This is a genomic window from Flavobacterium piscis (assembly GCF_001686925.1).
In the GTDB taxonomy this organism is placed as follows: domain Bacteria; phylum Bacteroidota; class Bacteroidia; order Flavobacteriales; family Flavobacteriaceae; genus Flavobacterium; species Flavobacterium piscis.
This window is the reverse complement of sequence record NZ_LVEN01000038.1, coordinates 80,500-93,429: the sequence shown is the minus strand read 5'-3', so window position 1 is coordinate 93,429 and position 12,930 is coordinate 80,500. Positions and strand designations below refer to the sequence as shown.

9 protein-coding genes are annotated in these 12,930 nt (G+C 33.8%); 3 read left to right on the top strand and 6 right to left on the bottom strand.

The features are described from left to right. Nucleotides 1–34: 34 nt before the first annotated feature. From FLP_RS17025 to FLP_RS17000, 6 genes are all read right to left on the bottom strand, one after another. Entirely contained in the window at nucleotides 35–628 is a 594-nt protein-coding gene (locus tag FLP_RS17025) for a hypothetical protein (protein ID WP_065450732.1), read from the bottom strand. Nucleotides 629–854: 226 nt separating this feature from the next. Continuing rightward, nucleotides 855–1,961 (bottom strand): protein NO VEIN domain-containing protein, encoded by a 1,107-nt coding sequence (locus tag FLP_RS17020; RefSeq protein WP_065450731.1) that lies wholly within the window; start codon nucleotides 1,959–1,961, stop codon nucleotides 855–857. Nucleotides 1,962–2,122: 161 nt separating this feature from the next. Beyond that, nucleotides 2,123–2,977, bottom strand: a complete 855-nt coding sequence (locus tag FLP_RS17015) for a hypothetical protein (protein ID WP_065450730.1) — start codon at nucleotides 2,975–2,977, stop codon at nucleotides 2,123–2,125. A 157-nt stretch (nucleotides 2,978–3,134) separates the two neighbouring features. Beyond that, entirely contained in the window at nucleotides 3,135–4,187 is a 1,053-nt protein-coding gene (locus tag FLP_RS17010) for a restriction endonuclease (protein WP_065450729.1), read from the bottom strand. Between the two features lie 182 nt (nucleotides 4,188–4,369). Continuing rightward, on the bottom strand, nucleotides 4,370–4,759 hold the full coding sequence (locus tag FLP_RS17005) for a hypothetical protein (protein WP_065450728.1): 390 nt from the start codon (nucleotides 4,757–4,759) through the stop codon (nucleotides 4,370–4,372). Nucleotides 4,760–5,022: 263 nt separating this feature from the next. After that, nucleotides 5,023–5,277 carry a helix-turn-helix domain-containing protein gene (locus FLP_RS17000; RefSeq protein ID WP_065450727.1) on the bottom strand — a complete coding sequence of 85 codons (255 nt, stop codon included), beginning with the start codon at nucleotides 5,275–5,277 and terminating at the stop codon, nucleotides 5,023–5,025. 515 nt (nucleotides 5,278–5,792) lie between these two features. Between FLP_RS17000 and FLP_RS16995 the strand changes: the two genes are divergently transcribed. Genes FLP_RS16995 through FLP_RS16985 form a run of 3 tightly spaced genes read left to right on the top strand, consistent with a single transcriptional unit; the run spans nucleotide 5,793 to nucleotide 12,903 of the window. Further along, nucleotides 5,793–8,825: a SusC/RagA family TonB-linked outer membrane protein gene (locus FLP_RS16995; protein WP_065450726.1), complete on the top strand. Its 3,033-nt coding sequence runs from the start codon at nucleotides 5,793–5,795 to the stop codon at nucleotides 8,823–8,825. Nucleotides 8,826–8,840: 15 nt separating this feature from the next. Beyond that, entirely contained in the window at nucleotides 8,841–10,247 is a 1,407-nt protein-coding gene (locus tag FLP_RS16990) for a RagB/SusD family nutrient uptake outer membrane protein (protein ID WP_065450725.1), read from the top strand. 13 nt (nucleotides 10,248–10,260) lie between these two features. After that, nucleotides 10,261–12,903: an alpha/beta hydrolase family protein gene (locus tag FLP_RS16985; protein ID WP_065450724.1), complete on the top strand. Its 2,643-nt coding sequence runs from the start codon at nucleotides 10,261–10,263 to the stop codon at nucleotides 12,901–12,903. Nucleotides 12,904–12,930: the final 27 nt, after the last annotated feature.

Below are 12,930 nucleotides of genomic sequence, written 5' to 3'. Positions count from 1 at the left end.
TAGTTCTTTTTACAAATGATTTGAACTATAATGTTTATTGATTTATAATTTCAGCATCTTCGATAACTAAAATACCTTTTGGATCTTTAATTAATATTCCTTTTATAGTGACTAAATCGATAATTTTAGAGTCAACAGGCTCATTTGTATTATCAACATCATTTCGGGTAGTTACATACGTTTTGTTAGGATCAAACATTTTTAATTTTTTTAAATCTCTAGGGTTTTTTAAATGTGCTACAAAACTTGGTGAACTTAACATTAATTTATTTAAGTTGTTTCCATTAAGGGATTTAGTGTCGTTTTTTTCATAACCATAAGTATACACATATGTATTTGTTTTTTTATCATAAGGAGTACAATAAAGTGTACAAGAATTATAACTACTAATATAACTATATGTTTCTATTAAAAAATCTGAAATTTCAATTCCTTTATTAAGATTTTCATCTAAAAAAAACATGTCTTTTTTTATAGAATTTACGAATTGAAATGAAGTAATTGTTTTATTTTCACTTACGGTTTCTTCCTTCTTTACTTTATTTTCAGTATCACTGTTTTTCTTATTACAAGAAGAAGAAAGTACAGTTAATAAAAGAAATGTTGAAATGCTTATTTTTTTTTTCATTATTAAAGTTTTAGGTTATTTTTTCGTTATTTAAATTTCAATATTTTTTGCGATAGGCTATTGAATTCTCCGATTTTCTTCAGTTATGCCCTACAACGTTCTGGCACTACAGCGGGTTTCGGGTTAAATTAAGCTCTATTTTCGGATTTGCCAAATCATCCAAATACAAGACCATTTTCCATTAATCCAAATGCCCAAATCCGTTGTAGTGGCTATTGTGTGTAGTTTATATTTCTACTATGTATGAATTTGCAATTAAATTAATTTCTTCCATTTCTATTTCATCAAATTCGGGAGAATCATCAATATCATAAACTCTGAATAATTTATAATTGTCTTTATTGTTTTTATAAAATTCAAATTCAAAATTTGATATATAGAAGCGATTTGCTTGATAATCGCCTTTTTTTCGTGTTGTTGTTTTTACTTCGATAAAAATATGGTTTTCGTTCTTGTCACAAGACTTAATATCATATCCAAAAGAATCAGATATTAAAGACATGTGAAATAAATATTTATTATGTTTTATATTTAATTTTGTTAATCTTTTAATTTCATTTTGTATAATAAATTTTTCACCCTTTAATCCAATTAACGCTTTTCTTTCAGCTTGCTTAGCTCTTTGTTCGGGAGTTAAATATGAATATTTTATAATTGATTTTTCGGTTCCTTCAGATGGAATTAATGCCATTATGAACATAAGCATTTTAACATAAAGCGTCAAGATAGTTAAGTCAATTATTCCATTTTCATTTGGTTCTAATTTATAAACTAATTGACAATCTTGTGGATTTGAAGCAATAATATTCAACCAGTTTTCGCTATCAACTTTATTATTTGCAGAAATAGGTTGGAATCCAAAATCTATTAAATCTTCATATTGCTTTCTTAATTCAATATTAGATTTGATAGAGGATGATAATGTGTTTCCTAAAAACTGTAATCTTTCAAGATCAGGAGATTGACCTCTTGAAGAAGCTCTTCCAAAATAAAAACCAAGATCTATTGATTTGTTTTGTTCATTAACTACAAAACTTATCTGAGCTGAATATTGTTTGTTTTGTGCTCCTTTGAAAATTCCTGACCAAACTCTGTTAAGTTTTGTGCCATTAAACTTTATAGGGTTTCCTGAGGATGCATTAAATGTAAATTCTCCGAACTCATCATTAAATTGATTTTTAAAATATTCGGCTAATGATTTTAGTTTCTTTTTGAATAACCTAAACTTTATTCTTTCTTCTTCACTAGAGTTTGAATTCATAGTGTTACCAGTGTAACTTCTCTTAGATAAATCATTTATAAATTCAAGTTCTTTCGAGTAAATTTCTATCATTGACAATTTTTGTTGTTAAATTACACACAACGTTCTCGCGCTACACGCAGGCTGGGATTAAAAATGCGTAATGTTTCGGTTAAACACTAATTTTTCAAAAACAAAACTATCTTCAAATTAAGCCAAATGCCCAGCTTGCTTGTAGCGTGTGTTGGCGGTCGTTATTTTAGCTCATCATATCTAATCTTAAATCTTTCAGCATTTCCTTGAAATTTATCAATCATAAAAAAAGCTTCTTTATGCTCTTCAAAGGTTTGTCTTTTGGATTTATGTAATTCCATAGTAAATTTCAAACGAAAATCGTGCATTTTGTTTCGGTCAGTCATTTTGATACCTTCTTGCTTAATTCCATCTTTAAATCTTTCGCCTATAGCTTTTGGTGTAAATTTTTCTGAAAAATATTTTTTATTGACGTTTATAAATGTTTGTTCTGAATTAATAAACTTAAATGATGACTCTAATTTCGGATTAGCATTATGAAGTTTTTCAACTGCTTTATTAAGATCAAAACTTTCCAAGAATTCCGTATAAAATTCATTGTATCTAATTACAAGATCATAAACGTATATTTCTTCAAATGACCCAATAATTCCCCAAAATGGTGACGCTTCATTCACTTTGATTAATTTCATGATAAATGCACCGAAGCATACTGCCATTGTTATAAAAAGATTATTTTCTATGATTGTATTTAAATCCCGTAAATCTTTGACAAGCTCTTCCCATGTTACAAGTTCGTTTGATTTTAGGACGAGACCTGTCTTGTCTTCACTGCCATGTATTTCAAAATGAAGAATTGGGAAGTAACCTTCGGTTATACTTTCATTTTTAATATGTTCGAGTTTTTCAAAAAAATCTTTTTTATTTTCAATTTGAAATAATTCAGCTTTGAAGTCCTTTATTTGATATGTCTTTCTTCTCAATAAGTCCTCATATAATTCCTGACCTGTAAGTTTATCATCGTTTGAATCTAAAGATTCAATTACGTAGATTTTATTAAATTTGAAACCACTCATTTTTTTTTTAGTTTATGTTTGTTATAATGACCGCCAACGTCTTGGCACTACAACGTGTTTGGGATTAAATTAAGCCTATTCTTCGGATTTGCCAAATCATTCAAATACAAGACCATCTTACCATTAAGCCAAATGCCCAAATCCGTTGTAGTGGCTGTTATGTGACGAATTTTTCTGCGTATTTTTTGAACTTTTCAACGATGTTCTCGGGTAAGTTTAGACTTGCTTGAGGAAGTTTTTCAGGGTTAAAATCCTTTATTATTCTTATTTCCGTTTCATTATCTTTAAATATCTCAAAAGCTAAATCTTCAAATATGATAAATACATATCTTCCAACATTCCAAAATTTTTGTTCTTTTTTATAGTTTAAATGTAAATCATAATATTGAAATGGATAATTTTCCATTTCTACTTCATTATCTTCTTCATCAAGCCAGTACATTTCGTCTAAAAAACCTACTCCGCCAAGCTCATCGTAATTTTCTTTGTATTCATCAAATGATGTGAGCCTATCATTTGTTGTAATCTTTTTTAGATGTTCCAAAACTCTAATTATTATTTTCCCGTCAAAATCCCCATAATAATCATTTCTGCCTTCAAAAGCTTTGTATTGTTCATAAAAGTTTAAGATTATAAACCCTAAATCTTCTTTATCTAATTTATCTAAATTAATGTTTTCTATTATTTCTTTTAATATTTCATAACTTGGGTTTATATTAAATTTTATTTTATAATCCTTCATATCCTTAAATAACTTCTCATATTTATTCTCGGAAAAATAGCGTTCAACCAAATCTGAATATTGAACAATTCTATTTTTTAAATCAGGCCCTTCAACTAATAAAATTTTGTATTTTTTTTGTGTAGAAATTTTTTCTAACCAATCTCTTGCTGAAGTTGTAATATAAGAACTTACAAAGAATACTAAAAAATTAGGTTGTTCTGCATCTGCCCAAGCAATTTTTGAATTTAAATCGGCTGGAGGAACTCCTGCTGAATAATGTTTACACTCAAAAAACCATTTTTGTTCAATAGTGCTAAAAGGGTTTAAATAATTAGAATTCCCTTCAATATCTCTTCCGTTATCACTACCGCCATCTCTCCATATCAGATTATGAAAATTATAATTTACCAATAAATCGTAGCACAAGTTTTCAAAAGCTTTTGGAGTAATTTTTGTAAAATTTATATCTTCTATTTTATATTTCATTCTTTTACAGTTTGTTGTGGTAATTTGTCACATAACGTTCTGGCGCTTGGAGAGGTTGGGGAATAAAGATGCGGGATTTTTTGGTTAAACACAAAATTTTCCAAATACAAAACCAACTTTAAATTCAGCCTAAAACCCCAATCTTGCCAAACGGCTGTTAGCGGTTGTGTTTTTATTCACTTTTATAATTCAACTGTTGCGTTTTTTTGCCAACAATCTATACACATTGTAATTCCACTTTTACCTAATCGTTTCATTTCTTTCGGATTAAATTCCATCCCACATTGTTGGTCATATTCATAGTTTAACCAAAATGTTATATGTTTTTTCTTAATTCCTATTTGTTTGAGTTCGGCAAATTTTGGTTCAATTATATCTAAAAAATTATTTATGAAATCATAATATGGCGTTTCGAGGTCATCTTCATCAAAAGTATAAGTCCATAAACTATATAAATTTTCGTCTTTTTTTTCGGTATTAAATTCCGTTGGCTTAACTCCAAGAATTTCAGTTATTTTGGAATAAGTTTCAAAATTGTTTTTGCAGTCAATATGTAATCTATAATATTTCATCTTTTCCGATTCGTTCTTTCAACATAACCGCTAACTCGTTTATTCATGCCATATAATGGCGTACTACCGTACATTTTCAGATGGCTTTATGCCATTTTTAAGCTTTTAATGCCAAACTTAAAGAACCACTTTCATTTTCTTTTACGGTTTTCCATAATTGTCCCTTGAAATGGCAAATTAGTTTTTTAATAAATAGAGAAACCCCGTATAAATACGTGTTTTTATCTTTCACCTAAATTAAAAAGATGCCTAAGCATCTTTTTTTATGTATTGTCGAATATACCACTATCAAAAAAATCTTTAAGTGTAATTTTTAAAGCTTTACAAACTCTGCCGATAGAATAAATGCTCATTCCTCTTCCAATCTCCAGTTTTTCCCATGCCTGAAAATTTTGTCTATCTATCTCAACATCTTTCGATAGATTAGACTTATTTTGGCTTGCTTTTTCTCTTAACTCTTTAAGCCTTAATTTAATCTGATCTCTTAAAATTATATCCTCTGGTCTTAAATTTCCCATATAGCAATTTCATTTTTTTTTATATTTTTGATGTAATGCATTTGCATTACATATTTTTTTTCTATACTTTTGAATAGAATTATTAAATTTGCGATACTTCATTTGAAAATATTTGAAGCATTCGCTTTGAATCCTGCTCCTTAAAACTGGTAATTTTCGTACGCGCAGGACGATAAGTGTAAATGCTCACGCCTTAAAGGGCGTGGGCTCACTTATTCGCGTACGGGTATACCAGTACCTTAGGAGCAATAAGCTGAGTACCTGCCCTTTTTATTTTTTTAAGCAAATCCTTCAGTTTTCATTCATAGCACCAATCTTCATTGTTTTTTAGGCTCGTAAAAATTCTACTTAGTTTAACTAACCAAAATTTAGTGCCCATGATTTAACAAAAATGGTAGTCGATACCATAAACCATTCAAGTTACCGTATAAAAAATGACCCTCTACTTCGTCTCGCAAACTAGTATAGAGGATCATAGCTAATCAAATCTTAGTTTAACTAACCAATCCAATATTATGAATTATTTTTCATTTTACAAGGATGGGAAAGATCTTTATTGCCTATTCTTTATATGGCTTTGTTTTTCTTTTTCATCTCTTTATTCCAAAAATACAATCCGGCACAGTACTATTTTTACTCAACAACATCAAATACAGGGAACTATAACCGATGGTATTAATCCTTTGCCAGGCGTAACTATTGCAGTAAAAAACAAACTTAATGTTGCAGCCATTTCCGACTATAGTGGCCAATACACCCTTTCCGTCTCTGCTACCGATACCTTAATTGTTTCGTTTATAGGTTTTAAAACTGCCCTTGTCCCAATAAATGGGCGTAAAACTGTAGATGTTCAATTGATTTATGACACTACAACCTTGCAAGAAGTTCTTGTGAATGCTGGATATTATTCCGTAAAAGAAAGTGAACGTACAGGAAGTATTACCCAAATTACTTCAAAAGACATAGAGAAACAGCCAGTAACAAATGTGCTTGCCGCCATGCAGGGGCGGATGGCCGGAGTAAATATTACCCAGACAACCGGTGTTGCAGGTGGAGGGTTTGATATTCAAATTCGAGGAAGAAACAGCATTCGAAGTGATGGAAACACACCTTTGTATATTATTGACGGAGTTCCCTATTCTTCACAAACTGTCGGCAGCAGCCGCAGTACCGTTGTGCTTCCTTCTGCTTCTGATCCGTTAAATTCTATTAATCCTGCTGATATTGAAAGCATTGAAGTGCTGAAAGATGCTGATGCGACTGCTATCTACGGTTCGCGTGGAGCGAATGGTGTTGTTTTGATTACAACCAAAAAAGGAAAAGAAGGATTGACTCGTTACACAGTAGATGTACGGCAAGGTATAGGCAAGGTTACAAATTTTATGGATCTGTTAAAGACAGATCAATATCTGGAGATGCGTCGGGAAGCTTTTGCTAATGACGGTATTGATTATGGCCCTAGTGATTATGATGTAAATGGCACCTGGGATCAAAGCAGATATACCAACTGGCAGAAAGAACTTCTGGGAGGAATGGCAAATTATACAGACATTCAGGCATCATTATCCGGAGGTTCTTCAAAAACACAATTTCTTATCAGTTCTGCCTTTCATAAAGAAACAACCGTTTTTCCGGGAGACTACCACTATAACAAAGCAAACGTGCGTTTTAATCTTAATCATCAATCTGAAGATGGCAGATTTCAAATCAACACGACAGCAGGATTTACGGCACAGAAAAATAACCAGCCGGGAATTGACCTCTCACAATTTGTGGTTCTTCTGGCTCCAAATGCACCTTCTTTATACGATGAATCTGGAAACCTTAATTGGGAGAACAGCACTTGGGAAAACCCTCTGTCTTATCTGGAGGGCAAATATAAAACTGCAACCAATGACCTGATTGCAAATACAATGCTATCATATGCAATATTGCCTAGTTTAACTGCAAAAGCAAGTCTGGGTTTTACCAATACAAATCATAACGAAACCCGCACCCAGCCTTCTACTATGTTTGATCCTGCCTATCAGCTCGGAAGCGAATATTCTATTATAACTGCAACCGACACCCAAAGGCAGTCATGGATTATAGAACCCCAAATCGAATGGCAGAAATCCTATGGAAAATTAAAAACACAGGCATTATTGGGTAGTACATTTCAAAAATTATCCGGCAGTCAGCTTGTACAGGAAGCAACCGGATTTACAAGCAATGCCCTTATTTACAGTTTATCTTCAGCAACGGTTCTAAAAGCAATAGCAGATACTGAATCCATTTATAAATATCAGGCAGTATTTGCCCGTTTGAATTTTGTTTTTAACGAGAGGTATATTTTAAACCTGACTGGAAGACGTGATGGTTCAAGCCGTTTTGGTCCCGGAAATCAGTTTGCTAATTTTGGCGCTGTTGGAGGCGCATGGATTTTCTCTAATAAAAACCAGACTAAAACCATTAATCCTGTTATTAGTTTTGGTAAGTTAAGAGCCAGTTACGGAACTACGGGCAGTGATCAGATTGGGGATTATCAGTTCATGGACACGTATTCTACTGCCAGTACAAATTATGGAGGCGTAACCGGAATAGCGCCAACTCGTTTATTTAATGCAGACTTTGCGTGGGAAATTAATAAAAAAGCGGAAGCTGCCATAGAGCTTGGTTTTTTCAGGGACAGGATTTTCTTTACGGGTGCATGGTATCAAAACCGTTCCTCCAATCAGCTCGTTGGTATTCCATTACCTGGAACAACAGGGTTTCCATCTATTCAATCTAATTTGGATGCATCAGTACAAAATAGCGGAGTTGAACTCACTTTAAGAACTGTCAATTTTGAAAAAGAGAGTTTTAAATGGATCACGAACTTCAATATCTCTTTTGCCAAAAATAAATTATTGTCCTTTCCCAATTTAAAGGGGTCGACTTACCAGAACCAATTTGTAATCGGTGCCCCACTTACTATAATAAAAGCCTACCATTATACCGGAATAGATGCGCAGAGCGGAATTTATAAATTTGAAGATATTAATAATGACGGCCGTATAACATCGCCCGAAGACAAGCAGACTGTTGTAGATTTCAGTCCTGATTTTTTTGGCGGATTGCAGAATCAAATTAATTGGAGAAGATGGCAGGTTGATTTTCTGCTCCAGTTCTCAAAGCAAAAAAATTATAGTGAGGAATATAGTCTTGGCTTACCAGGAGCAAAGAGTAATCAAACAACCAGAATTCTTAATAGATGGCAGAACAGCGGAGACAATGCCGAATTTCAAAGATTTAGCACCAGCGCTGATGGGGAGGTTCTGGATGCCTCGGATAAATATTTCAACAGTGACGGAATCATTACCGATGCGCCTTATATACGCCTGAAGAACATCGCAATATCCTACACATTACCTGAGGACTGGATAAAAGGAGTCCGATGCCGTCTTTCTTTTGAAGGACAGAACCTGCTGACTTTTACCCCATATAAAGGCAATGACCCTGAATTTAAGTTTGCCGGATACCTCCCGCCGTTGAAAGTATTTACAACGGGGCTTAATCTAACTTTTTAAACTAATACTAACATTATGGAAACTAAATTATATCTACGGAAGCAAATAACCCTATTTAAAAGAATAATTATCTCTTTATTAGTGATGTCGGGTTACAGTTGTGAATCGTTTGTCGAGGTTAACAGCCCATCGGGACAACTTTCTACAGAAGCAGTCTTTGAAGATAAGAGTACCGCCAATGCAGCAGTTTCAAATATTTATGCCAGCCTGCGCGATTCGGGGATGCTAACTGGAAATAGTGTGTCGATAACCACAAAAATGGGTGCTTATACAGATGAACTGAATTTCTATGGTATTAGTTCAGGCACATCATTAAATTTTTACAACAACACACTGCTGCCTACTAATCCACAAGTTGTAAGTTGGTGGAAAACAGCTTATTCTCAAATATATGCCGCCAATTCAGTAATACAGGGAATAACTGCTTCCGCTACCCTTGCCACTACAGATAAAAATCAGTTCATTGGCGAAGCCTTATTTATAAGGTCTCTTTTGCATTTCTATTTATTGAATCTGTATGGTGATGTTCCTTATGTTACAGCAACAGATTACAAACAGAACACTACAATTGGGCGTTCGAGTACAAACCTCTTGTATTCGAAAATAATAGAAGATCTTCAGACTTCGTATTCACTTCTTCCTGAGAGTTATTTGTCCGCTGATCGCACACGTGCTAATAAAGCAGTAGCAATGGCACTTCTTGCAAGGGTTTATCTGTATTCAAGGACATGGGCTGAAGCTGCCAATGCGGCTTCATATATCCTAAACAATACCGGAACATACAAATGGGAAAACGATCTGAGTAAAATATTCCTAAAAGGAAGCACTGTCACCATCTGGCAGTACAAGCCCGGAGTTGAAGGTCAGAATAGCGCAGAGGGAGGATTAATGATTTTACTTACCGGACCACCTGCCGATGTAGCACTTAATCCAAACTTTGTCAATGCCTTTGAAATTGGTGACCAGAGAAGACAAAAATGGATTGGCTCGGTATCAAAAGGAACTTCCACATGGTATTTCGCAGCCAAATACAAAGTCAAATTAAAGACTGCCACTTCAACTGAATATTCAATAATCTTCAGGCTTGCCGAACAGTATCTCATACGTGCTGAAGCAAGGGCGCAGCAGGGAGACCTAATAGGAGCCAAAGAAGACCTCAATAAAATAAGGCAGAATGCAGGATTAGGAAATACCCCTGCAGTTTCACAGCAGGAAATATTGGAAGCTGTTATCCGGGAGCGCCGATTTGAACTATTTACTGAATCGGCCCATCGGTTCTTTGATTTGAAAAGAACCGGACAGCTGGATTCACAATTGATAGGACTAAAAAATGGATGGAATTCAACAGACAATCTACTCCCTGTTCCTGAAACTGAACTGACCCTCAATCCTAATTTACTTCCTCAGAATCCAGGATATTAATACCATATAAAAGATGAAAAAGGATTTAAGATTTGTTTACGGAGTGCTTTCCGTACTCATATTTGAATTAGTAACCTGTTCCGCTTCGGGACAGGGACTAATCAAAAAAAATATCAGTGATGCTGATTACAAATTGTGGAGCACCATGGAAACAAAAAACATTTCAGAAAATGGACAATGGTACACCTACAGTTTATCTTATGAGCAAGGCTCTGATACACTGTTTGTAAAAAGCACCCAGAAAAATAAAAACTATGCTTTTTCAAGTACTCTGACAGGAACCTTTCTGAAAGAAAAATGGTTTTGCAGCCGAAACGATCAAAATGAACTTTTACTGCTTAACCTGCCTTCAGGGAAAATTGAGATTACAAAAAATGCAGATAACTACTTATTTACTTCAGACGAAAAATATTTGATTATTTTTCTGCGTACAGACAAGCAAAAAAAAATAATTATTAAACCATTAGATGGTTCTGCATCTTATGAAATAGAAAATGTCAAGGGATATGCTTATAATAAAAAATCAAATCAGCTGATCTACAGCAAATCTGTATCCAATGGTTGCAGTGTTTCGATTTTAACTATAAAAGAAAAGTTCTCAGAATCAAAAATAATAGAAAGCGACAACTTTAACTATACAAGTTTTGTCTGGCAGCAAAACACCGGATCCGCAGTATTCACAAGGTCAAAAACTGATGTAAATACAGATTCTTCAGCAGAGGTAAAAGAATTGGTTTACTACAAAACCGATACACAAAAAATGTTTATTTTCCAGCCCGACACCACTTTTGATTTTGATAAAAAATATGTAATAAAGTCTGAAACTGTTTCAGATATGATGATATCAGAGGATGGGAAAAGCGTGTTTTTTAAAATTAAAAGCCGAAATCCGAAATCCGAAAAAGCAGCAAAAAAAATCGTGCAGGTATGGAATGCAGATGACAAATATTTAGAACCTGCTGAAAAGGAAAAAGACGGCAGTGTTAAAATGCCCAAGACAGTTGTATGGTGGCCTGAAAAAAATAATTTTAGAATACTGACAGATACTGTTTTCTCTAAATTGATGCTTGACACCAATAGAAAATTTGCAATCACATGGAATCCTGTCGCCAATGAACCACAGTCAAATCTTCATGCTGCCAGAGATTACAAAACAATCAATCTTGACACTGGACAGGAACAATATTTTTTAAAAGATTTTAATTATGAAGTTGATAAAATTGCCTTATCTCCAGCGGGAAAATACGTTACCTATTTTAAAAATAATCATTGGTGGATTTATAATATTGAGAAAAATATTCATACTAATCTCACTTCAGCTTTACAGGAATCTTTCTCTGTTGAAGATTTGGATCGCGGAGACGGTCCTCTTCCATACGGAAATCCCGGATGGACACCTGATGACCAATCCATTCTGCTCTACGACCGGTTTGACATATGGGAAATATCAATCGAAAATTTGAAAGCACTAAAATTAACACATGGAAGGAGCGAAAAAACAATATATAGGATAAGGCCTGTTTCAAATGAGCAGAAGCTAAAAGGTAATTTTGATGGTGTAACAAACGCTGTAATAAATTTAAGCAAATCCACTATATTTCAATCAAAAACTGAAAATGTGAATGGGTTATGGTGGTATAAAAAAAATAGTTCCACGATTCCAATTGTATTAAGCAAAAATAAAATCTCTGATCCTGTAATGGCTTCAAAAAGTGAAAGTGTAATCTACAAAGAAGAAAGTTTTGAAACACCGCCTAGACTTGTCTTACGAAACATAAAAGAAAAAAAAGTAAACACTCTTTATCAGAGTAATTCTCATTTTAAGCATTTCAATTCAGGAACCTCCTCAGTAATTCATTACCGTAATAGGAATGGAAATAATATTAAGGCTGCATTATTTTATCCTGCAAATTATAATCCTGAAAAACTTTATCCTATGATCGTTCATGTGTATGAGAAACAATCAGCAACTGTACACGATTATATTAATCCATCGCTTTACAGTGGCAATGGTTTTAATGTCAGTCACTATACAAATAATGGCTATTTTGTTTTGCTCCCAGACATTGTGTATGAGTTTGGCAATCCGGGAAATTCTGCTGTTGATTGTGTTGTTGCAGCAACGAAAAAAGCTTTGGAAATTGTTCCGGTCAACCCTAAAAGGATAGGCTTGATTGGGCATTCATTTGGAGGGTATGAAGTAGATTATATAATTACGCAAACTAATATTTTTTCCGCTGCCGTAGCGGGTGCAGCAATCACTGATCTTATAAGTGGCTACCTTTATGTTTCGTGGAATTTCAACCGCCCCAATTTCTTTCAGTACGAGTCCGGTCAGCTTCGAATGGACGGCTCGATTTTTAAAAATTTCCTTAGTTATCTGGCTAACTCGCCGGTGTATTATGCAGATCGGGTAACAACTCCGCTTTTATCATGGGCAGGTGAGGCAGACAGACATGTAAATTATTATCAGACTATAGAATTTTATCTAGCCTTGCGCCGTCTTGGTAAAAAAAATGTAATGCTTCTATATCCGGATCAGCAGCATGTTTTAACTGATAAAGAACAGCAAAAACATTTAACAGAATATGTGATGCGGTGGTTTGATAATTACTTATCAGCAAAAAGTAACCCTGAATTTGTTAAAGTAAATTAAAAAATAAATGCAGTTCTTTTGGAACTG